Origin of the sequence: Cellulomonas wangleii, from assembly GCF_018388445.1 — a bacterium.
Lineage (GTDB): Bacteria > Actinomycetota > Actinomycetes > Actinomycetales > Cellulomonadaceae > Cellulomonas > Cellulomonas wangleii.
The window spans coordinates 309,253-327,293 of record NZ_CP074405.1 but is presented as its reverse complement, the minus strand read 5'-3'; the positions used below and the strand labels follow the sequence as shown (position 1 = coordinate 327,293).

The following is an 18,041-nucleotide window of genomic DNA, read 5'->3' as shown; positions in this document are numbered from 1 at the left end:
ACCCCGGCCGCGTCGTCACGGCCGGACGTGCTCGGTGCTCGCCGGTCCGTCGACCGGGCTCGGCCCCGGCGTGAGGGCCAGGTGCGACGCCTCGGCGAAGCTGCGCAGCGCCCGCCCCAGGAACGTCGCGGGCCGGACGCCGCACGCCCGCAGCGCCGCACGGTGGTCGACCGTGACGACCACCGCGGCGCCGAGGGCGACGGGCCACCACAGCGCCCGCACGCCCCACCGCGCGGGCGCGGGCAGGTCCGCGAGGCCGTCGTGGAGCCGGTGCACCTGGAACCGGACGTGCTCCTCCTCGTCCGCCAGGATGCGCACCGCCATGCGCGCGACCTGCGGGTCCCGGCAGCCGTCGCGCAGCGCGGTGAAGTAGTGCAGGGCCACGGCCTCGGCGACGAGGAACAGGGCGACCTCGGTGCGCAGCCCGAGGGCCCGGCGCAGCGCGGTGAACGCCGCGTCGGACCAGTGCGACGTGAGCGGAGGCCACCCCAGGTGCGCCAGCGCCTGCCCGAAGAGCGCGGAGTGCCGCTGCTCCTCGGCCACGAACAGCTCGAGCGCCGCGAGGTACGTCGGGTCCCCGGCGCGCTCGGCCTTGGCCAGGAGCACCGCGCCGTCGCCGGACTCCCCGAGCTCGAACCGCTGCAGGGAGCGGGCGATGGCGGCGCGTTCCGGGCCGGTCAGCGGCGTCGGCTCGGACCAGTCGATCGCCGCCTCGAGCCGCGCCTGACGCTCGGGGTTGCGCCGGTAGTACGTCAGCCAGGCATCGAAGGACATGGCGCGACCGTAGCGACCGCGGGTCGCCGCCGACGTCCTCGGCTGACGTCATCCGCCGATCTCGACGATCCCGTTCTGGTACGCCCACACCACGGCCTGCAGCCGCGACTTCACGCCCAGCTTCGGCATGACGCGCGCCAGGTGCGACTTCACCGTCGAGACCTCGAGGTAGAGCTCGCGCGCGATCTCCTCGTTCGACATGCCCTGCGCCAGCAGCAGCACGATGTCGAGCTCGCGCGGGGTCAGCAGCTCGCTGGCCCGCGCCGCCGTGACGGGCTGCGTGCGCCGGCGCGTGACGACCTCCCGCAGCACCCGGCGGGTCAGCGCGTTGGCGAGCATGCCGTGACCGGCGGCCACCGAGCGGACGGCCTCGACGAGCGTCACCGGCTCGGCGTCCTTGAGCAGGAACCCCGACGCGCCGGCCTCCAGCGCGCCGAACAGGTACTCGTCGACGTCGAACGTCGTCAGCACCAGCACCGGGATCGGGTCGTCGACGTCCGGGCCGCACAGCGCGCGCGTCGCGGTGATGCCGTCGGTGCCGGGCATGCGGATGTCCATGCAGACCACGTCCGGCCGCAGCTCGCGCGCCAGCGCGATCGCCTCCCCGCCGTCGGCGGCCTGCCCGACCACCTCGATGCCCGGCTCGGTCGCCAGGACGGTGGACAGCCCCATGCGCACCAGCGGCTGGTCGTCCGCGACGACCACCCGCACGGTCCCGGTCTCCGTCATCGACCCTGCCCCTCGCTCGTCGTCGGCCCGGGAGCCGGTCCGCCCACGGGGACCGACAGGACGACCTGCCACCCACCCTCGAGCGTCGGGCCGAACCGCAGGGTCGCCCCCGTCAGCTCGGCACGCTCCTGCATGCCGACCAGACCGTAACCGGGGTCGTGAGGCCCGCGCGCCGCACCGCCGACGGGCGGACGGTTGCGCACCACGACCTCCAGGCGCCCCTCCTCCTGGGCGTCCAGGCGCACCGAGCACGGCGCACCGGGCGCGTGCCGGGCCGCGTTGGCGAGCGCCTCCTGCACCACGCGGTACGCCGCGAGCTGCGCCAGCGGCCCGACACCCCCCGACGCGGCGACGTCCGCGACGGGCCCCACCGTCTCCAGCGACACGTCCGCCCCCGCCGCCTGCGCCCCCGCCACCAGGTCGCCGATCCCGGCGAGCGTCTCCATCCGCACCGGGCCGCCGGGCTCGACGGGCACGTCCACGTCACGCAGCAGCACGACGAGGTTGCGCAGGTCCCGCAGCATCGCGGTGCTCTGCTCGCGCACCTGCGCGACCGCGACCTTCGCCCCCTCGGGGTCGACGTCGATCTGCCGCCCGATCGCCCCGGTCATCACGGCGATCCCCGACAGGTGGTGCGCGGCGATGTCGTGCAGCTCGCGGGCCATCGCCGTGCGCTCCCGCTCGACGGCCACCTGGACGAGCGCGTCGCGCTCGCGGTGCTGCGCCTGCGCGGTGCGGGCGAGCGCGTCGACCGCGTCACGGCGGGACCCGACGACGCTCGCGAGCACGAGTGGCAGGCCCACGGCCGCCAGGGCCTGCAGCAGGCCGGCCACGACCACGGTCCACCCCTCGGCGCCGTTGCGGGCGGTGGCCGCGGCGACCCCTCCGGCCACCAGGGCAGCGGCCGCCACGAGGGTGGTGGCAAGACGCCCGGCGGGCCGCGCGAGCACCGCCCGGTACGTCGCGACCATCACCGCCAGGAGGAGGACACCCATGGCGTCACCGAGGACGAATCCCGCGGGCACCCCCGCGGCGACCGCGAGGAGCGCGGCACGCGGCCGCCCCGACGACCACACGGCGAGCGCCACGGCCTGCAGGGTCAGCACCACGGCCGACCACCACCACGCGGCGTCGCCGAAGCCCGGGAGGACGAGCGCGGCCTCCGGGTCGGCCTCGCTGACGACCACGGAGGCGGCCAGCAGACCGACCGAGAGCACCCAGACCACCGCCGGCACGACGTCCGTCGGCCGGCGGTGGTGCTGAGCAGGAGACTCGGTCACGGTCGTCACGATAGAGGGGTCGGTGCCAGCCGGCGGTCGGTCCCCGCGCCGTGCGCCTGCTCGACCGTGACGGCAGGCGCCTCCTCGTGCGACGTCCAGCCCAGTCGGCCGCGGCTGCGGACCAGCACGACGACCGCCGCGACGGTGGCCGCGAGGATGAGCGCACGCTGGAACGTGTCACGGTCCATGCCGGGGAACATGCTCTCCCACACGGTCGACGCGGTGTTGTTGATGCTCACGTGCAGCAGCATCGCCATCGGCAGGCTCTGGCCGGTGCGGTTGAACACCCACGTCATGACGATGTTGAACACGATGCAGAAGGCGATGAACTCCAGCGGCCGCGACCACGGCATCTCGGGCCACCCGGCCCACGACGTGAGGTGCAGCGGCAGGTGCCACACGCCCCACAGGAGCCCGATGAGCAGCGCCGCGACCACCGGCCCGAACCGACGCTGCGCCCGGGGCAGCGCGAAGTCACGCCAGCCCGGCTCCTCGGCCAGGCCCGTGGTGACCATCTGGATGAGCAGCCCGGGCACGAGCGCGACGATCGCGAGCATGGCCGGCGCCTGCATCTGCCCGCCGGAGAAGACCAGCCCGGACAGCACCATCGCGGTCGGGACACCCAGCAGGATGCCGACGTACCAGCGCCAGTTGACGCGCCACCGCCACAGCCGCCCCACCCACGCCCGCAGCCCGGCGCGGCCGTCCGCGACCGCGGTGACCAGCAGGGCCGAGCCGATGGGCCCGAGGTAGGCGCCGGGCAGCATGCCGAGCAGCTGGCCGCCCTCGTCGCCGGGGAACGTGAAGTCCCAGACACCGAGGCCGTGGTTCGACAGGATGAAGGGGATCCACGCGATCCAGCTGAGTCCCAGCGCGAGGACGACGAACGACAGCAGCGGGCGGCGGCGGATCAGACCGGGCAGGCCGCCCCGCTGCTGCGGGGGTGCCGGTGGGGTGAGGACGCTCATCGGAGTTCCCTTTCGTCGGGGTCGGTGCGACATGACTCGACGCTAGGAATCCGGGGGGTGCTGCCGCGCCGGGCGCAGGGACGAACCGGGGCGGTTGCATCGAAGGATGGAGGCGGGCGTGGCGGCGCGTGGGAGGGTGCGCGCGTGGACTCCGCGACTCTCCCCGCACCGCCCGTGCCCGGCGTCGTCCCGCCGCGGGTGCGCACCGTCAGCGTCGTGACGCACCCGGAGGCGACGCACCACGTCGACGGGCTGGTCGGCGGGCAGCACGACTCGGACCTCACGCCGCGCGGCGAGCACCAGGCGGCGGCGATCGCGGCCGTGCTGCGCGAGCGCGTCGGCGCGTCGAGCGTCGCCGTCGTGTCGTCGGACCTGCGCCGCACGTGGCGGACGGCGCAGGTCGTGGCGGCCGCGCTGGGCGCCGCACCGGAGGCGGACGCCCGCCTGCGCGAGATCTCCTACGGCGACGCCGAGGGCCGCCCGCAGGCGTGGCTCGACGCGCGGTACACCCCGGCGCCTGCCGTGGGCGACCGGCTGCGGCACCACCCGGGCGTGCCCGGCGCGCAGACGCGGCTCGACGTGGCGCTGCGCGTCTACGGCGCGATGACGGACCTGCTCGCGCGGGACGTCGACGAGCTCGTCGTCGTGACCCACGGGTTCACCGCGACCCTCGTCGTCGCGGCGTGGATCGGCATGCCGGTCGAGGCCGCCGGGCACGTCGCGTTCCCCGTCCCGTCCGGCAGCATCACGACGCTGCGGGAGGACGGGTTCTTCCACAACCGCGCGGTGGTCACGGTCGGGGACGTGGCGCACCTGACGGTCTGACGACGCCGAGGGACGCCGTACCTCACCGCACCAGACGCACCGCCTCGATCCCGCCGAACGACGACCCGTCGTCGGTCGCACCGTCGGCGGCGAACCCGTTGCGCTCGTAGAACCGCACGGCCCGCGGGTTGCCGCGCGCAGCCCAGAGCTGGGCGGGCTCCGCCGGGGGCAGCACCGCGTCGAGCAGCGCCTGCCCGACGCCCGTGCCGTGGTGCGCCGCCAGCACGTAGAGGTTGGACAGCTCGCGCTCGCGGACCGGCTCGTGCCCGTGCCGCGCCGTCGCCTCACCCACGATCGCGAGCCCGACGACCTCACCGTCGACCTCGGCCAGCGTCGCGTCGAGCCCGTCGTCGAGGAGCCGCCGCCAGATGGCGACGCTGCGCTCCTGCGACGCGCGGGCCCAGAACTCGGGTGAGGCGAGCCCGGTGAACGTCTCGACCCACGACGTGAAGTGGACGGTGCCGGCGCGCTCGGCGTCGGCCGGCACCGCACGGCGGAGCAGCATCCCGGGGTGCGTCATGCGGGCAGGCTACGGCCGCCCGGGTGACGGTGTCAGCGGGTCCGCACCGACAGCAGGAACTGCCCGCCGCCGGGCTCGACCTGCGTCGTGACCGGCAGGTCGGGGGCGAACCGCGACAGCCGGTCGACCAGCCACTCGGCGGCAGCGTCCGCGTCGGCCCGGCCGGGGCAGCGCGCCACGACCTCCCGCCCGCCCTTGCGTCGCAGCCGCTCCACCGTCTCCGCGATGGGCGCGGGGTCGACGACGAACAGGTCGGGCGACCACGGGACCACCGGCTTGACCGCACCCTTGCGGGTGTTGCACGCCCGGTGCGCCAGCCGCTCGGGAGCGGCCGCACCCTTCTTCGCCTTGGGGGCGACGCCCGCGTCCACGCTGGGCCCCAGGTCGGAGTTCACCGACGCGTCGGGGTCCACCGGCTGGTCGCACAGCCAGCAGCGCCACGCGTCCCGCTCGCCGACCTCGTTCAGGTTGCTCATGGGCGCACCGTAGCCGCCCGGGCTTCCTCTGCCACGATCGCCGCATGGTCCTCGAGCACGCGCTGCTGTCCGTCGTCCCCGGCCGTGAGGCGCAGTTCGAGGACGCCTTCGGGCGTGCCCGGGCGATCATCGCCGGCACGCCGGGGTTCGAGGGCCTGACGCTGTCGCGCTGCGTGGAGCGACCGGGCACCTACCTGCTGCTCGTCACGTGGCGGTCGCTGGAGGACCACACCGTGGGGTTCCGCGGCTCGGCCGGGTACCAGGAGTGGCGCCGGCTGCTGCACCACTTCTACGACCCGTTCCCGGTGGTCGAGCACTACGAGCAGGTGCTCACCGCCTGAGCGTCACGCGCGCGGGCCCAGAGCCCAGCGCAGCGCGTCGGGCAGCAGCACGCCGCCGTGGTTGGTGCTGTGCCCACCGTCCCCGAGGACGAGGCGGTGGTCGTACCCGGCCTCGGCCAGGGCGGCGCCGACACGCAGGTTCTCGGCCAGCCAGTTCCGCGTGGGCGCGTCGTGGTTGAGGTCGCGGTGCCCGGCCTGGAGGAAGACCCGCAAGGGCTTGCGCGGGGTGCTCGCCAGCAGCTCGGGGTACGGGTTGCCGCCGGGCATCTGCGCGAAGCTCGACAGGAAGCACACGGCCCGCCGGAACCGGTCGGGGCGCATCCAGGCCACCGTGAAAGCCGCGTCGCCGCCGCTGCTGCCCCCGCACACGCCCCACCGCTCGGGGTCGTCGGTGACGTCGTACCGCGTGGTGACCAGCGGGAGGATCTCGTCGAGCAGGAAGGTCGCGTAGCGGTCGTCGAACGCGTCGTACTCGACGTTGCGGTTCTTCGGCTGCGGGCTGCCGACGACGACGCCGGGGTCGACGAACACGCCGAGCGTGTACGGGACGTCGCCGGCGTGCACCAGGTTGTCGAGGACGACGCCGCCGCGGACGTCCCCGTCGGGGTCGAGGTACAGCCCGCCGTCGTTGAACACCATCACCCCCGCCGGCGGCGGGGGGCCGTCGTGCGCGGGGACGTGGACCCGGACCCGGCGCGTCGTGCCGGGGTAGACCCTGCTGGTGTCCCACTGCAGCTCCACCGTCTTCCCGGCCGGCACCTCCGGGCGACGCTCCGAGTCGGGACCGTGCGCGTACCGCACGTCCGTGAGGTCGAGCGGCAGGGGGCGGTACGGGACGACGGTGGCCATGCGCGCACGCTAGGCCAGGGGCACGTCGGACGTCACCGGCGATGACGCCGCACGTCGACCTCGGACCGCGGGGCCTGCGCCTCAGGCGCGACCCTCGCCCCCGAGCGCGATCGTCGTCCGGACCGCGGTGACGGTCGGGCGGTGCGGCACGGACGAGAAGCCGAGCTCGACGGGCGGCACGTCCGGCAGCAGCGGTCCGCACGGCACGCCGTCCCAGGTCGCGTCGACGTCGACGACCCGGTGCTGCCCGGTGGCGCCGTACCACTCGCGGCGCCCCTGCCCGGCGCTGCCGACGGTCCGCACCCCCGGGACCAGCCGCGACGCGACCGGGTCGACCGCGGCGGCGAACGCCCGCGAGCGCGTGACGGGCCGGGGCAGGGCGGTGAGCAGCGCCCCGAGCGCGGTCCGCCCGCCCAGCGTGACGTCCGCGGTCAGCGGGCCGGAGGTGACGTGCCAGCGTCGGGTGGCCGGGTCGCACGTCACGCGGACCGGTGTGACGACGACCTCGTCGACGACGTACGTCGCGGTGACCTCGTCGGCGACCGCGTCGGACGGTGCGAGCAGCGTGCGGCGGCCGCGCGCGTCCTGCGTCATGACGTCCGCGAACCGCCCCCACGGCGAGCGCAGCCACCGGCCCACGACGACGCGACGCCCGTCCGCGGTGGCCAGGCCGAGGATGTGCCCCTCGTACCGGTCGACGGCGCCGGTCACGACCCGCGGTAGTCCGCGTCGGTGACGTGCTCCAGCCAGGTGACGACCTCGCCGTGGTCGTCGGCCTGCTGGAGCGCGACGTGCGCCATGAAGCGGTCGGGGCTCGCGCCGTGCCAGTGCTCCTCGTCCGGGTCGATGTGCACGACGTCCCCCGGGAGGATCTCCTCGACCGGGCCGCCGCGGCGGGCGACCCGGCCGATGCCGTCGGTGACGTAGAGCGTCTGCCCGCGCGGGTGGCGGTGCCACGCCGTGCGGGCGCCGGGCGCGAACCGCACGTGCCCGCAGCCGGCCGACCCGGGACCGTCGGGGTTCCGGACGCCGTCGATCCAGACGGTGCCGGTGAACCAGTCCTCGGGGCCGGGGACGGACCGGCCGCCGCTGCGCGTGATCTTCATGTGATCCTCGTTGGCGGGCGGGTGAGGGCGTCCGTCGTCGGGCGTCCGCTGCCAGTGTCGGACGCCGGGGGCGTGCCCGCGCGCGGTGCCGGGCCACCGGGCGCGGTCCCGCTGTCGCCACCGCGACGTCACCCGGCGCGGCCGGTGCAACGTCCCGGCACCCGGCCGAGGTGGCCGGGAGTAGGGTCGCGCTGCGCGCACCACGGGGGTGCCGCACCCCGCGTGCCGGGCCGTCGGCGCGCCGCGCCCAGGACCGGGGAGCCGGATGACCGCCACCACCGAGTACGACCGGTTCGGCCCGTGGATCGACGAGGTCACGACCCCCGACGACGTCCCGCGCCTCTACCGCGACCACCCGCTCGACCTCGACGCCGCGCGGCTCGTCCTCAAGGTCCCCCGCAACATCGCCCGGCGCGACGCGACCGCCGACATGGACCTGTACGACCACCTGCTGGTCGTGGACGCGACGACCCTGACGGTGCTCAGCCGACGCGCGGCGGAGCGGGCGCGCCGCGGCGTTCCCGCGGTCCCGGCCGGGTACGACGTGCGCACGGTGCCGCTGACGCGCGTCGTCGTGGTCCAGGAGTCCGTCGACCTGCTCGATGGGCGGCTGACGGTCCGCACCGACGACGGCGCCGCGCTGACGGTGCGGTTCAACGGGTCGGCGCGCACGCAGGTCACGCGGCTGGTCGACGTGCTGCGCGCGGGAGCGGTCGTCGGCGCGCCGACCGCGGTCGGGCGCGCCCTGGACGCCGCGGGGCGCGCCGCCGCACCGTGCCCGCTCGACCCGGGCCCCGAGGACCTCGCCCTGGTCGCCGACGTCACCGCGGCGGTCCGCGCGAACCCCGGCCTGGTGCCGTGGGCGTGCCACGGGCGGCGCCGGCTGACGGTCCGGCCCACCGGGGCGCTCGGCCTCGTGCGGCTGGCCGCGCACGTGCTGTCCCCGGCCACCGTGGAAGGGGCGGTCGTCGCGGGCGACGGGTCGGCCGTCGAGGTGCTCGGCCGCAGCACCTGGGTCACGCGCGGGCAGACGCCGCAGCACTCCGCGTCGCGGCTCGTGCTGCCGCTCAGCCGGCTGGACACCGTCGCGCTGACCCCGCACCCGCTGTACGCGGACGCCACGCAGGTGGAGCTTACGCTCGGCGCCGCCGTCGCGACGATCGTCGTCCCGGCGGGGTCGGCGATCGAGTCCGTCGTCGCCGCCGCACGAGCGGGGTGAGGCGGCCCGGTCGGTGAGCCTGCGCGACTGTCGGCGCCTGCTGCCATGCTCGCCGGGTGGAGCTGCGGTTCGGCGGTGAGGTGATCTGGTGGCGCGGACCCGCGCCGTACCACTTCGTCGCGCTCCCCGACCCCGAGGCCGCACGCCTGCGGGCGATCGCCTCGCGCGTCACGTACGGCTGGGGCTGCATCCCCGCGACGGTCACGCTGGGCGCGACGACGTTCACCACGTCGATCTTCCCCAAGGACGGCGGCTTCATGGTGCCGGTCAAGGTCGCCGCCCGGCGCGCCGAGGGCGTGGAGCTCGGTGACGACGTCGACGTGGTCGTCGTGGTGGGCGACCCCGACGGCCCGGACGACGCCGACGACGCCCTCGACGCGCGACCACCCGACGGACCGTCACCCCCCGCACAGCCGGCCGCCCGCCCCCGGCGCAACGACCCGGCGGACGACGACGACTACTACGACCCCGCGGCCCGGACCCCGACCACGGACGGTCCACCGGCGCAGCCCTGACCGGTGCCCGGGACCGGTGCGCGCCGCACGTCCGGATGCCGAGCAGGTCGCCCGAGGAACCCCCACGTACCGTCACGCTTCCGCCCATGACGACCGTGGGAACCGTGCCGTCCGGACCGACCGTGCGCCGCGTCGCCGCGGGTGACCACGCTGCCTGGACACGGCTGTTCCGCGCGTACCGCGCCTTCTACGAGCTGCCCGACGACGACCACGCCATCGCCACCACATGGGGGTGGGTCGTGGGCGAGCAGCACGGCATGACCGGTCTGGTCGCGGTCGGGGCGGACGGCGCCCTGCTGGGGCTGGCGAACCTGCGCGCGTTCGCCCGGCCGTCGACCGGCACGACGGGCCTGTACCTCGACGACCTCTTCGTCGACCCGGACGCGCGACGCAGCGGCGCCGGCTCGGCCCTGCTGCGCGCGGCGGGCGACCTCGCGGCCCAGCGGGGCGACACGGTCGTGCGGTGGATCACCGCGCAGGACAACACGCGAGCCCGGGCCCTGTACGACCGTCACGCCACGGCGACCCCGTGGGTCACGTACGACATGGCCCCGGGGCGGGTCGCCCGGACCTGAGCGACGCCGCTGCCCCGCCGCACGCCGGACCGCGCGCTCTGTCCCCCGCCGTCCGCTGCCGACGCCACGCCCCGGCCCGGGACTCGTCCCGTCCCGCCCGCTCAGCGCGCCAGGTGCTCGGCCAGGAACCGGCCCGCCCGGTCCAGCGCGCGGTCCGCCTCGTCGATGCGCCCCTCGAAGTTCTGGAAGACGTGAGGCGCCCCGGCGACGGCCTCGAGCGTCACGTCCACGTCCGCCGCGGCGGCACGGGCGGCCAGCCGGGTGGCGTCGTCGAGGAGCACGTCGTGCGCGCCCACCTGGACCAGCAGCGGGGGCAGCCCGTGCAGGTCCGCCAGCAGCGGGCTCGCGGCGGGGTCGGCGGGGTCGGCGCCGTCCAGGTACCGGGCCGCGTTCTCGGCGAGGCCGGCGGCGCTGTTCATCGGGTCCACCGCCTCGTGGGTGCGCAGGCTCTCCCCCGACAGGGTCAGGTCGACCCAGGGCGACATCAGCACGACCGCGGCGGGCTGCGGCAGGTCGGCGTCCCGGGCGGCGAGGAGCACCGCGAGCGCGAGGCCCCCACCGGAGGACTCGCCGGTCAGGGCGACCCGGTCCGGCGCGTACCCGGCGTCGAGCAGCCCTCGGTACGCGGCGAGCCCGTCCTCGACCGCCGCCGGGAACGGGTGCTCCGGCGCGAGCCGGTAGCCGAGCGAGTGGGCGCTCGCACCGGCCCGGTGCGCGAGGGCCGACGCCAGCGCCACGCCGGAGCGCGCGGACCCGAGGGCGTAGCCGCCGCCGTGCAGGTGCAGCACCGTGCCGACCGTGGTGGTCGACGGCTCGACCAGCAGCGCGGGGACGCCCCCGAGCGTGACCTCGGTGACGGTGACGCCCGGATCGGGCGGGCGGGTGGAGAACATCTCGAAGCCGGCGCGCCGCTCGGCGAGCGTCCCCGACGGCGCGGGAAACCCGCGCAGCTCGCGCTCGAGCGCGATGAGCTGGTCCTTCGACATGTCGCCCCCTGGCCCTCGACCCCATCACTCCCAGGTTGCCACCCGATGAGTCGGACCGCTCCCGCCGGTCGGGACAACGACACCCCGGAAGCCCTGCGAGAGGACCCCCATGACCGCCGCCTACACCTTCGACGTCTTCGCGAGCCTCGACGGCTACGGCTCCTACGGGCCGCCGGGCGACTGGGGCGGGTACTGGGGCAAGCAGGGGCCGGAGCTGCTGCGCCGGCGCCACGAGCTCTACGAGGGCGAGCAGCGCATGGTGTTCGGGGCCACCACGCTGCGCGAGTTCGTGACCATGTGGGCGGACAGCCCCGACGACTCGGGGATCCACGACTCGTGGGCCGGGCGCATGCGGGACCTGCCGGCGACCGTGGTGTCCTCGACGCTGCACGAGCCCGTCGACTGGCCCGAGGTCACGGTCGCACGCGGGGACGCGGTCGAGGTCGTCGCCCGGCTGAAGGAGGAGTCCGACCTGCCGCTGCGCTCGCACGGCAGCCTGTCGCTGAACTGGGCGCTCATGGCCGCGGGCCTGGTCGACCGCGTGCAGGTGACGATCTTCCCGGTGATCACCGGGAGGACGGGGACGGCGCCGGTGTTCGGCGGCGCGGGCGACTTCGACCTCGAGCTGCTCGACAGCCGCGTGCTCGACGGGCGCACGCAGGAGCTGACCTACCGGCCCACGGCCCACTGACGGCCGGCGGAACCGGGGATCGCGACGCAGCTCCACGTCTCACCCTTGACCTCGACGCCGATGGACGCGGTGAACGTGAGCTGCTGGGTCGACATCGCGCCACCGTGGCGGGCCCGGGGCGCCGTCAGCGGTCCACGGCGTCGTCGTCCCGCACGGCGGGCCGCACCATCGCCGTCGCGGCGGCGCCGGGCAGCCGGACGGTCCCGGTGGCGCGGAACCCGAACCGCTCGTACAACCGGCGGCTGGCCGCGGTCGTGGACTCCAGGTAGGCCGGCAGCCCTGTGGTGTCGACGAGCGCGAGGCGGTGCGCGAGCAGGGCGGACCCGACGCCGTGACCGCGGGCGGTGGGCTCGGTGGCGACGTCGGCGAGGAACCAGTGCGGGTAGCGGGGGCGCAGCGCGGCGAACGCGCGCAGCGCCCGGGCGCTGGCCGGCAGGCGCCGCACACCCACGGCGCGCACCAGGCCCGGCAGCTCGCGCAGCAGCGGCCACCCGCCCGGCGAGTGGTCGGGTCCCTCCCACATCGCGACGCCCACGACGGGGCCGTCCGGTCCGTCCCGTGCCACGTCGACGACGCCCCGGCCCGCCAGCGCCATCCGCACGGCCGCCGCGTAGACGGACGTCAGCCGTGCGAAGCGGTCGTGGTCCCCAGGCACCAGCGAGCGCACGACCGCGTCGTCGCGCAGCGCGGCGGCGATGACGCGCGCACAGGACGGCACCTCGCCCGGGGCCACCTCGCCCACCTGCACGTCCACCGCGCCTCCCCGTGTGCCGCCGTCCGTCGACTCTCCACCCCCCGGGGCCGTTCCGCCACGTGGCCCCTCGCGCGACGCCGGGCGCCGGTACCTAGTGTTGCCAAGCAGCGGTACCTAGCGTTACTTTGTTCCAGTACTCAGTGACACCGAGGAGTGGGGACGACCCGTGGCCAACCAGCTGACGGAGATGCTCAAGGGCACGCTCGAGGGCATCGTCCTGACACTCCTCGAGACCCGGCCCGCCTACGGGTACGAGATCACCGCGCACCTGCGGGAGCAGGGCTTCACCGACATCGCGGAGGGCACCGTCTACGCGCTGCTCGTGCGCATCGAGCAGCGCGGGTTCGTGGACGTCGAGAAGGTGCCGTCCGAGAAGGGCCCGCCGCGCAAGGTCTACTCGCTGAACGCGGCGGGCCGGGACCAGCTCGCCGAGTTCTGGCGGACCTGGGACCTGCTGGCCGGCCGGATCGACCGGCTCCGCACCGCACGCACCGACAGCACCGCACGCACCGACAGCACCGACAGGGAGCGCTGACATGGTCGCCAGGTGGATCGAGGCCCTGACCGGGCCGTGGGAGCAGAAGAAGCAGTACCGGCGGGACGTCGCGCGCCTGCACGGCCTGCCCGAGCCGTACCGGACCGCCGCCACCGGCATGCACCGGTACCTCATGGCGACGTGCGGCCTCACGGACGGCGACGCCCTGGTGCAGATGGTCGGCGACCTCGCGGACCTCTGGGAGGGCGCCGCGGCCGACGAGCGGCCCGTGGGGGCGATCGTCGGCGAGGACCCCGTCGAGTTCGTGGAGGGCTTCGCCGAGGCGTACACCGGCGAGCGCTGGATCGACAAGGCCCGCACCCGCCTGGTCCGCGCCATGGACGAGGCCCAGCGCCGGGAGCAGCCGTGAGCGCGGCAGCCGTGCGCGCCCCGGCCGTCCGGGTGCGCGGCGTCGAGAAGTCGTTCGGCGACGTCCACGTGCTGCGCGGCGTCGACCTCGACGTGATGCCCGGCAGCGTCGTCGCCCTCCTCGGGTCCAACGGCGCGGGCAAGACGACGCTCGTGCGCATCCTCGCGACGCTGCTGCGGCCCGACGCCGGCACGGCCGTCGTCCACGGCTTCGACGTCGTGGCCGAGGCCGCGCGGGTGCGCGGCGCCATCAGCCTGACCGGTCAGTTCACGGGCGTCGACGACATCCTCACCGGCCGCGAGAACCTGGCGCTCGTCGCCCGGCTGCGCCACCTGCCGGACACGGGCGCCGTGGCCGACGACCTGCTCGCCCGGTTCGGCCTCACGGACGCCGGCGGCCGCCGCGCCGGCACGTACTCGGGCGGCATGCGGCGGCGGCTCGACATCGCCATGAGCCTGGTCGGGGACCCTCCCGTGATCTTCCTCGACGAGCCGACCACAGGCCTGGACCCACAGGCCCGGCTCGAGGTGTGGGCGACGATCACGCGCCTCGCCGCCGCAGGCACCTCCGTGTTGCTGACCACCCAGCACCTCGACGAGGCCGAGCACCTCGCCGACCGCATCGCGATCCTCCACGAGGGCGTGATCGTCCAGGACGGCACGCTGGCCGAGCTCCGGACGCTCCTGCCGCCCGCCACCGTCGAGTACGTCGAGAAGCAGCCGTCGCTCCAGGACGTGTTCCTCGCGCTCGTCGCCCCGACCTCCACCGACGGCCCGACCCAGGAGGACCCGTCATGAGCGCCACCCACGCGGTCGCCGACACCGCCGCCCTCACCGGCCGGTCCCTGCGGCACGTCCTGCGCAGCCCGGACACGATCGTCACGAGCGTCGTCACCCCGATCGCGATCATGCTGATGTTCACGTACGTGTTCGGCGGCGCCATCGAGACGGGCACGCGCGGGTCGTACCTCGACTACGTGCTGCCGGGCATCCTGCTCATCACCGTGGCGTCCGGTGTCGCCTACACCTCCTACCGGCTGTTCCTCGACGTGAGCAGCGGCATCGTCGAACGCTTCCGCTCGATGCCGATCGCGCGGCCCAGCGTGCTGTGGGCGCACGTCCTCACCTCGCTGGTGGCCAACCTCGCGGGGGTCGCGGTCGTCGTCGCCGTCGCGCTGCTGCTCGGGTTCCGCACCGGGGCGTCCGTCGGCGCGTGGCTCGCCGTGCTGGGGATGCTGACGCTGTTCACGCTCACCCTCACGTGGATCGCGGTGATCGCCGGCGTCGCCGCCACCTCCCCCGACGGGGCGAGCGGCGTCGGCTACGTGCTGCTCTTCCTGCCGTTCATCAGCTCGGCCTTCGTGCCGACCGGCACCATGCCGGGGCCGGTGGCGTGGTTCGCCGAGCACCAGCCGGTGACGGCGGTCGTCGACACGATCCGCGCGCTGCTGGCCGGGCAGCCCGTGGGCTCGGACATCGGTGTGGCGCTGGCCTGGCTGGTCGGCGTGCTCGTCGTGGCGTACCTGGTGGCGGTCGCGACGTACCGGCGGCGGATCGGCTGACGGGTAGCCGGGCCGGGCGGCGGAGGGGGCCGCCCGGCACCGGGTCAGCTCGCCGCGCCGCGCTCGATCCCGAGCGTCGCGACGAGGTCCTCGTGCAGCTCGAACCACACGCGATGGCACGAGTCGACGTCCGTGCCGTCGACCCGGCCCGGCTCGCCGGCGGCGGCGCGGCGCCGCGCCCGCGCGAACCGCTCGTCGTAGCCGGCGAACCGCTGCAGGACGCCGACGAGCCGGGCGACCAGCGGCACCAGGCCGCGCTCGACGGCCGCCAGGTCGTCGAGCACCGCGGCGTCCCACGCGGTGTCGGTGTGGTCGTTCGGGGCCAGGGGGTCGGCGGGCGTCGGACGCAGCTGCCAGCGGGTGCACGCCTCCTGCAGCCGGGTGTTCAGCGGCAGGAAGTCGCGGTGGACCGCACGGACCTCGTCCCACCCGTCGACGTCCGTGAGCTCGGCCGCCAGGCGACGCTCCCCCTCCGCGCGACCGGCCGCGGTGAGCGACCAGCCGCCCAGGCCGGCGAACGCCGCGTGCGTCACCCAGCCACGGGCCTCGGCGTCGAGCAGCAGGTCCTCGGTCACGTCGGCGCCGACGCCCGCACGCCGGGCGAGAGCGCCGACCTCCGCGAAGCCGGCGACGCGCACGGCGTGCAGCACCCGCAGGTCGGGCGCCGACGTGCGGGTCATGACGCGGTCCCGCGCCGGGCAGCGAGGCGGGCGTGGTGCTGCTGGCACGCCTGCGGTGAGTTGAACCCCATCGCGTCGGCGATCTGCGCCCAGGTGAGCCCGGCGCTGCGGGCGGCGAACAGCAGCCCGTCCTCGAGACCGTCGACCTCGGCCCGCGCGGCGGGGAGCATGGTCAGCGCGGCCAGCAGGTCGTCGGGGCCGAGGTCGGCCGAGCGCCACACGGCGTCCTGCACGAGGTCGACGGCCGACGGCGGCATCGGTGCCGGCCGCCAGGGCTGCTCGCGGATCGCGTCCGCGCCCGCAGCCCGTAGCCGGCGACGGGCCTCGTGCTCGCGGTGCGCCTGCGCCTGGTCGTCGCGCGCCGCGGCGGCGAGACGGTCCTTGTGCTCCATGCGGCGATCGTCCACACTCAACAGTCGGTTGTCAACGGATCGTTGAGGACGTGAGGGGGTGCACCGTGCTCATCCCGCTCGCCGACGCCGACCGCCCGACGTGCGGCGGCAAGGCCGGTGCGCTCGGGGACCTGGTGCGGGCAGGACTGCCGGTGCCGGACGGGTTCGTCGTCCCGGTCGCGGCGCACCGGGGAAGCGACGCCCCCGGCGACCGGCCCGTGCCGCCGGACCTCCACGCCACCCTGACCGACGCCCTGCACGCGCTCGGCGACGTGCCCGTGGCCGTGCGCTCGTCGGCGGGGCACGAGGACGGGACGCACGCGTCGGCCGCCGGGCAGCACGCCACCGTCCTCGGTGTGCGTGACGTGGCCGACGTCGTCGACGCCGTCCGCGCCTGCTGGACCTCCCTGCACGCACCGGGTGCGGTCGCCTACCGCGCCGCGACCACCGGCCCGGGCCACCCCGTCATGGGTGTGCTCGTGCAGCGCCTGGTCGACGCCGACATCGCGGGCGTGCTGTTCACGCGCGACGACGGCACCGTCCTGATCGAGGCGTCGTGGGGGCTGGGCGCGACGGTCGTCGGCGGCACGGTCACCCCCGACGCCCACCGCGTCCAGGGCGACGGCACCGTCACGCGGACCGTCGCGGACAAGCGCACCCGTGCGGACCGGGTCGGCACCCGGATCGTCGTGCGCGACGTCCCCGACGGCGACCGCCTGCGACCGGCCCTGGACGACGCCACCGCCGTACGGCTCGCCGACCTGGGGCGACGCGCCGCCGACCTGCTCGGCGCGCCGCAGGACGTCGAGTGGGCGGTGGCCGACGGCACCGCGTGGGTGCTGCAGGCCCGGCCCGTGACGTCCGAACCGCCCACGGACGCCCCGGCCGCGGCCGCTCGTGCCCTCGACGGGGGCGCACCGGACGGCGTCGCCACGGACCTGCTGACGGGCACACCGGGCAGCCGCGGAACCGCGACCGGCCCGGCGCGCGTGGTGCACGGGCCCGCCGACTTCGCGCGCGTCCGCCGCGGTGACGTGCTGGTCTGCCGGTGGACCGACCCGTCGTGGACGGCACTGCTGCACCTCGCCGCCGGCGTCGTCACCGAGACCGGCGGGGTGCTGTCGCACGCCGCGATCGTCGCCCGCGAGCGCGGGATCCCCGCCGTCCTCGGTGTCGCGCACGCGACGACCGCGCTGGCGGACGGCTCGACCCTGCAGGTCGACGGCACCACCGGCACCGTCGGCGCACCTGGCACCCCGAGGACGTGATCGCATGGCGACCCGCCACCTGTACGTCGCCCGCCACGGCGAGGCGGACGCGCTGGGGACCCTCACCGCCACCGGCCGCCGACAGGCCGCACTGCTGGGCGAGCGCCTCGCACGCGTCCCGGTCACGGCCGTGTGGCACTCGCCGCTGCCGCGCGCCGTCGTGAGCGCCCACGAGGTCGCCCGGCACCTGCCCGGGGTGGCCGTCGCACCGGCCGACGAGCTCGTCGACCACGTGCCGCACGTCCCGGCGCCGGCCGACGTGCCGCGCCCGCTGGTGGGGTTCTTCGACGGGTTCGACACCGCCGAGGCCGCCGCGGGGCGACGCACGGCCGACGCCCTCGCCCAGCGGTTCGCCGCCGCGCCGGCCGGCGCGGACGACGTCCACGAGGTCCTGGTGACCCACGCCTACCAGGTCGCGTGGCTGGTCAGGCACGCACTGGACGCCCCCGACGCCCGCTGGATCGGGCTCGAGAGCGCGAACGCCGCCCTGACCGTCCTGGAGTACCGGCCCGACCTGCCGCCGACCCTCGTGACGTTCAACGACCAGAGCCACCTGCCACCCGGGCTGCGGTGGACCGGCTTCCCCGGTGACCCGCGGGTCTGACCGCGTCGTGCGGCACACCCCGC

Annotated in this window: 25 protein-coding genes; 12 read left to right on the top strand and 13 right to left on the bottom strand. The window is 75.8% G+C overall.

Going from position 1 to position 18,041, the window contains the following annotated elements:
- Nucleotides 1-15 precede the first annotated feature (15 nt).
- The 4 genes from KG103_RS01610 to KG103_RS01595 are packed head-to-tail and all read right to left on the bottom strand — an operon-like array spanning nucleotide 16 to nucleotide 3,751.
- Nucleotides 16-774, bottom strand: coding sequence for a ferritin-like domain-containing protein (locus tag KG103_RS01610; protein WP_207341774.1), 759 nt, complete (start codon nucleotides 772-774; stop codon nucleotides 16-18).
- Between the two features lie 48 nt (nucleotides 775-822).
- Nucleotides 823-1,503, bottom strand: coding sequence for a response regulator (locus KG103_RS01605; RefSeq protein WP_207341773.1), 681 nt, complete (start codon nucleotides 1,501-1,503; stop codon nucleotides 823-825).
- Nucleotides 1,500-2,783 carry a sensor histidine kinase gene (locus KG103_RS01600; RefSeq protein ID WP_207341772.1) on the bottom strand — a complete coding sequence of 428 codons (1,284 nt, stop codon included), beginning with the start codon at nucleotides 2,781-2,783 and terminating at the stop codon, nucleotides 1,500-1,502. Before KG103_RS01600 ends, KG103_RS01605 begins: the two co-directional genes overlap by 4 nt.
- Nucleotides 2,784-2,788: 5 nt before the next feature.
- Entirely contained in the window at nucleotides 2,789-3,751 is a 963-nt protein-coding gene (locus KG103_RS01595; RefSeq protein WP_207341771.1) for a CPBP family intramembrane glutamic endopeptidase, read from the bottom strand.
- Between the two features lie 144 nt (nucleotides 3,752-3,895).
- Between KG103_RS01595 and KG103_RS01590 the strand changes: the two genes are divergently transcribed.
- The gene (locus KG103_RS01590; protein WP_207341770.1) at nucleotides 3,896-4,576 is read left to right on the top strand and encodes a histidine phosphatase family protein; all 681 of its coding nucleotides are present in this window, start codon (nucleotides 3,896-3,898) and stop codon (nucleotides 4,574-4,576) included.
- 22 nt (nucleotides 4,577-4,598) lie between these two features.
- Here the strand turns inward: KG103_RS01590 and KG103_RS01585 are convergent, their stop codons facing one another.
- Both KG103_RS01585 and KG103_RS01580 read right to left on the bottom strand, forming a co-directional pair.
- The gene (locus tag KG103_RS01585; RefSeq protein WP_207341769.1) at nucleotides 4,599-5,096 is read right to left on the bottom strand and encodes a GNAT family N-acetyltransferase; all 498 of its coding nucleotides are present in this window, start codon (nucleotides 5,094-5,096) and stop codon (nucleotides 4,599-4,601) included.
- Between the two features lie 32 nt (nucleotides 5,097-5,128).
- Nucleotides 5,129-5,572 (bottom strand): hypothetical protein, encoded by a 444-nt coding sequence (locus tag KG103_RS01580; protein ID WP_207341768.1) that lies wholly within the window; start codon nucleotides 5,570-5,572, stop codon nucleotides 5,129-5,131.
- A gap of 44 nt (nucleotides 5,573-5,616) precedes the next feature.
- Here KG103_RS01580 and KG103_RS01575 point away from each other — a divergent pair, with 44 nt between their 5' ends.
- On the top strand, nucleotides 5,617-5,913 hold the full coding sequence (locus KG103_RS01575; protein ID WP_207341767.1) for an antibiotic biosynthesis monooxygenase family protein: 297 nt from the start codon (nucleotides 5,617-5,619) through the stop codon (nucleotides 5,911-5,913).
- A gap of 3 nt (nucleotides 5,914-5,916) precedes the next feature.
- Here KG103_RS01575 and KG103_RS01570 read toward each other — a convergent pair whose 3' ends face one another.
- From KG103_RS01570 to KG103_RS01560, 3 genes are all read right to left on the bottom strand, one after another.
- Nucleotides 5,917-6,762 (bottom strand): alpha/beta hydrolase, encoded by an 846-nt coding sequence (locus KG103_RS01570; protein ID WP_207341766.1) that lies wholly within the window; start codon nucleotides 6,760-6,762, stop codon nucleotides 5,917-5,919.
- Nucleotides 6,763-6,843: 81 nt separating this feature from the next.
- Complete coding sequence (locus tag KG103_RS01565; protein WP_207341765.1) at nucleotides 6,844-7,473, bottom strand: hypothetical protein; 630 nt, start codon at nucleotides 7,471-7,473, stop codon at nucleotides 6,844-6,846.
- Nucleotides 7,470-7,868: a (R)-mandelonitrile lyase gene (locus KG103_RS01560; protein WP_207341764.1), complete on the bottom strand. Its 399-nt coding sequence runs from the start codon at nucleotides 7,866-7,868 to the stop codon at nucleotides 7,470-7,472. The genes KG103_RS01565 and KG103_RS01560 overlap by 4 nt, the downstream gene beginning before the upstream one ends.
- A gap of 265 nt (nucleotides 7,869-8,133) precedes the next feature.
- On the opposite strand from KG103_RS01560, the gene KG103_RS01555 reads away from it, so the two are divergent.
- From KG103_RS01555 to KG103_RS01545, 3 genes are all read left to right on the top strand, one after another.
- The gene (locus KG103_RS01555; protein ID WP_207341763.1) at nucleotides 8,134-9,087 is read left to right on the top strand and encodes a hypothetical protein; all 954 of its coding nucleotides are present in this window, start codon (nucleotides 8,134-8,136) and stop codon (nucleotides 9,085-9,087) included.
- 56 nt (nucleotides 9,088-9,143) lie between these two features.
- Nucleotides 9,144-9,602 (top strand): DUF1905 domain-containing protein, encoded by a 459-nt coding sequence (locus KG103_RS19100; RefSeq protein ID WP_207341762.1) that lies wholly within the window; start codon nucleotides 9,144-9,146, stop codon nucleotides 9,600-9,602.
- An 86-nt stretch (nucleotides 9,603-9,688) separates the two neighbouring features.
- Complete coding sequence (locus KG103_RS01545; protein WP_207341761.1) at nucleotides 9,689-10,177, top strand: GNAT family N-acetyltransferase; 489 nt, start codon at nucleotides 9,689-9,691, stop codon at nucleotides 10,175-10,177.
- Between the two features lie 101 nt (nucleotides 10,178-10,278).
- Here KG103_RS01545 and KG103_RS01540 read toward each other — a convergent pair whose 3' ends face one another.
- Nucleotides 10,279-11,163, bottom strand: coding sequence for an alpha/beta hydrolase (locus KG103_RS01540; protein WP_207341760.1), 885 nt, complete (start codon nucleotides 11,161-11,163; stop codon nucleotides 10,279-10,281).
- A gap of 109 nt (nucleotides 11,164-11,272) precedes the next feature.
- Between KG103_RS01540 and KG103_RS01535 the strand changes: the two genes are divergently transcribed.
- Nucleotides 11,273-11,854: a dihydrofolate reductase family protein gene (locus tag KG103_RS01535; protein ID WP_207341759.1), complete on the top strand. Its 582-nt coding sequence runs from the start codon at nucleotides 11,273-11,275 to the stop codon at nucleotides 11,852-11,854.
- Between the two features lie 124 nt (nucleotides 11,855-11,978).
- Here KG103_RS01535 and KG103_RS01525 read toward each other — a convergent pair whose 3' ends face one another.
- Nucleotides 11,979-12,608, bottom strand: a complete 630-nt coding sequence (locus tag KG103_RS01525) for a GNAT family N-acetyltransferase (RefSeq protein ID WP_207341758.1) — start codon at nucleotides 12,606-12,608, stop codon at nucleotides 11,979-11,981.
- Nucleotides 12,609-12,774: 166 nt separating this feature from the next.
- Between KG103_RS01525 and KG103_RS01520 the strand changes: the two genes are divergently transcribed.
- From KG103_RS01520 to KG103_RS01505, 4 genes are read left to right on the top strand one after another with little or no spacing between them, the layout of a single operon-like run.
- Nucleotides 12,775-13,143: a PadR family transcriptional regulator gene (locus tag KG103_RS01520; RefSeq protein ID WP_307860965.1), complete on the top strand. Its 369-nt coding sequence runs from the start codon at nucleotides 12,775-12,777 to the stop codon at nucleotides 13,141-13,143.
- Nucleotide 13,144: 1 nt separating this feature from the next.
- A complete protein-coding gene (locus KG103_RS01515) occupies nucleotides 13,145-13,513 on the top strand; it encodes a DUF1048 domain-containing protein (protein WP_207341757.1) in 369 nt (122 codons plus the stop codon).
- Complete coding sequence (locus tag KG103_RS01510) at nucleotides 13,510-14,310, top strand: ABC transporter ATP-binding protein (RefSeq protein ID WP_307859657.1); 801 nt, start codon at nucleotides 13,510-13,512, stop codon at nucleotides 14,308-14,310. Before KG103_RS01515 ends, KG103_RS01510 begins: the two co-directional genes overlap by 4 nt.
- On the top strand, nucleotides 14,307-15,074 hold the full coding sequence (locus KG103_RS01505) for an ABC transporter permease (protein WP_207341756.1): 768 nt from the start codon (nucleotides 14,307-14,309) through the stop codon (nucleotides 15,072-15,074). Before KG103_RS01510 ends, KG103_RS01505 begins: the two co-directional genes overlap by 4 nt.
- Nucleotides 15,075-15,118: 44 nt before the next feature.
- Here the strand turns inward: KG103_RS01505 and KG103_RS01500 are convergent, their stop codons facing one another.
- Both KG103_RS01500 and KG103_RS01495 read right to left on the bottom strand, forming a co-directional pair.
- A complete protein-coding gene (locus KG103_RS01500) occupies nucleotides 15,119-15,754 on the bottom strand; it encodes a transcriptional regulator (protein WP_207341755.1) in 636 nt (211 codons plus the stop codon).
- Nucleotides 15,751-16,146 (bottom strand): DNA-binding protein, encoded by a 396-nt coding sequence (locus tag KG103_RS01495; protein WP_207341754.1) that lies wholly within the window; start codon nucleotides 16,144-16,146, stop codon nucleotides 15,751-15,753. The genes KG103_RS01500 and KG103_RS01495 overlap by 4 nt, the downstream gene beginning before the upstream one ends.
- 50 nt (nucleotides 16,147-16,196) lie before the next feature.
- Here KG103_RS01495 and KG103_RS01490 point away from each other — a divergent pair, with 50 nt between their 5' ends.
- Both KG103_RS01490 and KG103_RS01485 read left to right on the top strand, forming a co-directional pair.
- Nucleotides 16,197-17,414 carry a PEP/pyruvate-binding domain-containing protein gene (locus KG103_RS01490; RefSeq protein WP_249670695.1) on the top strand — a complete coding sequence of 406 codons (1,218 nt, stop codon included), beginning with the start codon at nucleotides 16,197-16,199 and terminating at the stop codon, nucleotides 17,412-17,414.
- Between the two features lie 4 nt (nucleotides 17,415-17,418).
- On the top strand, nucleotides 17,419-18,018 hold the full coding sequence (locus tag KG103_RS01485; RefSeq protein WP_207341753.1) for a histidine phosphatase family protein: 600 nt from the start codon (nucleotides 17,419-17,421) through the stop codon (nucleotides 18,016-18,018).
- The last annotated feature ends 23 nt before the right edge of the window (nucleotides 18,019-18,041 follow it).

Bases quoted from the DNA above. Each gene is read 5' to 3' on its own strand.
- KG103_RS01610 (WP_207341774.1), bottom strand. From the start codon at position 774: ATGTCCTTCGATGCCTGGCTGACGTACTACCGGCGCAACCCCGAGCGT.
- KG103_RS01605 (WP_207341773.1), bottom strand. From the start codon at position 1,503: ATGACGGAGACCGGGACCGTGCGGGTGGTCGTCGCGGACGACCAGCCG.
- KG103_RS01595 (WP_207341771.1), bottom strand. From the start codon at position 3,751: ATGAGCGTCCTCACCCCACCGGCACCCCCGCAGCAGCGGGGCGGCCTG.
- KG103_RS01585 (WP_207341769.1), bottom strand. From the start codon at position 5,096: ATGACGCACCCCGGGATGCTGCTCCGCCGTGCGGTGCCGGCCGACGCC.
- KG103_RS01580 (WP_207341768.1), bottom strand. From the start codon at position 5,572: ATGAGCAACCTGAACGAGGTCGGCGAGCGGGACGCGTGGCGCTGCTGG.
- KG103_RS01575 (WP_207341767.1), top strand. From the start codon at position 5,617: ATGGTCCTCGAGCACGCGCTGCTGTCCGTCGTCCCCGGCCGTGAGGCG.
- KG103_RS01570 (WP_207341766.1), bottom strand. From the start codon at position 6,762: ATGGCCACCGTCGTCCCGTACCGCCCCCTGCCGCTCGACCTCACGGAC.
- KG103_RS01560 (WP_207341764.1), bottom strand. From the start codon at position 7,868: ATGAAGATCACGCGCAGCGGCGGCCGGTCCGTCCCCGGCCCCGAGGAC.
- KG103_RS01555 (WP_207341763.1), top strand. From the start codon at position 8,134: ATGACCGCCACCACCGAGTACGACCGGTTCGGCCCGTGGATCGACGAG.
- KG103_RS01545 (WP_207341761.1), top strand. From the start codon at position 9,689: ATGACGACCGTGGGAACCGTGCCGTCCGGACCGACCGTGCGCCGCGTC.
- KG103_RS01540 (WP_207341760.1), bottom strand. From the start codon at position 11,163: ATGTCGAAGGACCAGCTCATCGCGCTCGAGCGCGAGCTGCGCGGGTTT.
- KG103_RS01535 (WP_207341759.1), top strand. From the start codon at position 11,273: ATGACCGCCGCCTACACCTTCGACGTCTTCGCGAGCCTCGACGGCTAC.
- KG103_RS01515 (WP_207341757.1), top strand. From the start codon at position 13,145: ATGGTCGCCAGGTGGATCGAGGCCCTGACCGGGCCGTGGGAGCAGAAG.
- KG103_RS01505 (WP_207341756.1), top strand. From the start codon at position 14,307: ATGAGCGCCACCCACGCGGTCGCCGACACCGCCGCCCTCACCGGCCGG.
- KG103_RS01500 (WP_207341755.1), bottom strand. From the start codon at position 15,754: ATGACCCGCACGTCGGCGCCCGACCTGCGGGTGCTGCACGCCGTGCGC.
- KG103_RS01495 (WP_207341754.1), bottom strand. From the start codon at position 16,146: ATGGAGCACAAGGACCGTCTCGCCGCCGCGGCGCGCGACGACCAGGCG.
- KG103_RS01485 (WP_207341753.1), top strand. From the start codon at position 17,419: ATGGCGACCCGCCACCTGTACGTCGCCCGCCACGGCGAGGCGGACGCG.